Annotated in this window: 1 protein-coding gene; it reads left to right on the forward strand. The window is 67.3% G+C overall.

The window, feature by feature from the left end; genetic code table 11:
- Nucleotides 1-1,573 (forward strand): condensation domain-containing protein (locus RUGAMON1_RS32570; RefSeq protein WP_445234410.1); only part of this gene is annotated, 1,573 nt, incomplete at both ends.

Consider the following 1,573-nt stretch of genomic DNA (forward strand, 5'->3'; position numbering starts at 1 on the left):
GGCCGAGCTGCTCAAGCTGGAGCGGGTCGGACGGCACGACAACTTCTTCGAGCTGGGCGGCCATTCGCTGCTGGCGGTGGCGCTGATCGAGCGCATGCGCCGGGCCGGCGTACAGACCGACGTGCGTGCGCTGTTCGGCACGCCGACCATCGCGGCGCTGGCCGCCGGTGGCGGTGCGGTCGATGTGGTGGTGCCGGCCAACGGCATCGTCGACGGTTGCGAGGCGATCACGCCGGACATGCTGCCGCTGGTGCAACTGAGCCAGCAGGAGATCGACGGCATCGTCGCGGCGGTGCCGGGCGGCGCCGCCAATATCCAGGATATCTATCCCCTGGCGCCGCTGCAGGAAGGGATTTTGTTCCACCATATGATGCAAAGCGACGGCGACGCCTACCTGTTGCCGACGCTGATCGAGTTCGATACGCGTGCGCGCCTGGATGGCTTCCTGGCGACGCTGCAAACGGTGATCGACCGCCACGACATCCTGCGCACTGGCGTGCTGTGGGACGGCCTGGCCGAACCGGTGCAAGTGGTGTGGCGCAAGGCGCCGCTGTCGGTCGATGAAGCGGCGTTCGACGCGGCCAACGGCGAGATCGCCGAACAACTGGGCCAGGCCTACGATCCGCGCCACTACCGCGTGGACGTACGCGAAGCGCCGTTGATGCGCGGATTCTTCAGCGAAGACCGCACCAACGGCCGCTGGCTGCTGCAACTGCTGACGCACCACCTGGCGATCGACCACACGGCATTGGATATCCTGGTCGAGGAGATCCGGATGATTCAGCAGGACCGCGCGGCCGAACTGGCTCCGGCGCTGCCGTTCAGGAATTTCGTCGCGCAGGCGCGCCTGGGTGTGAGCACCGCGGAACATGAAGCCTTCTTTACTCGGATGCTGTCCGATATCGACGAGCCGAGCGCGCCATACGGCCTGCTCGACGTGCAAGGTGGGTCAGCTGAACTGGACGAGGCGCGGCTGGTGCTGCCGGACGGCCTGGCGGAGACGCTGCGTGCGCAGGCGCGCGCGCTGGGCGTGAGCGTGGCCAGCTTGATGCATCTGGCCTGGGCGCAGGTGCTGTCGAAACTGACGGGCCGCCAGGACGTGGTGTTCGGCACGGTGCTGTTCGGGCGCATGCAGGGCGGCGCCGGCGCCGACCGGGTGCTGGGCATGTTCATCAATACGCTGCCGGTGCGGATCAGCATCGGCGATCAGGGTGTGGCCAGCGGCGTACGCGGCACGCACGCGCTGCTGACGCAGTTGCTGCGGCACGAGCACGCGCCATTGGCGCTGGCGCAGCGCTGCAGCGCGGTGCGGGCGCCGCTGCCGCTGTTCTCGTCTCTGTTGAATTATCGTCACAGCGCGCCTGCCATAAACTCCGTGGATGAATACGATGAAGCCTGGCAGGGCGTCGAAATTGTGGACCGCGAAGAACGCACGAACTATCCGCTCACGCTGTCGGTGGACGATCTGGGCGAGGGCTTCGTGCTGACGGCGCAGGTCGACCGGTCGGCATCGGCCAGCCGCGTGTGCGCCTATATGCAGACTGCGCTGGAGCAGCTGGCGGCCGCGCTGGAA

This window comes from Duganella rhizosphaerae (genome assembly GCF_040364205.1).
In the GTDB taxonomy this organism is placed as follows: Bacteria; Pseudomonadota; Gammaproteobacteria; order Burkholderiales; family Burkholderiaceae_D; genus Rugamonas; species Rugamonas rhizosphaerae.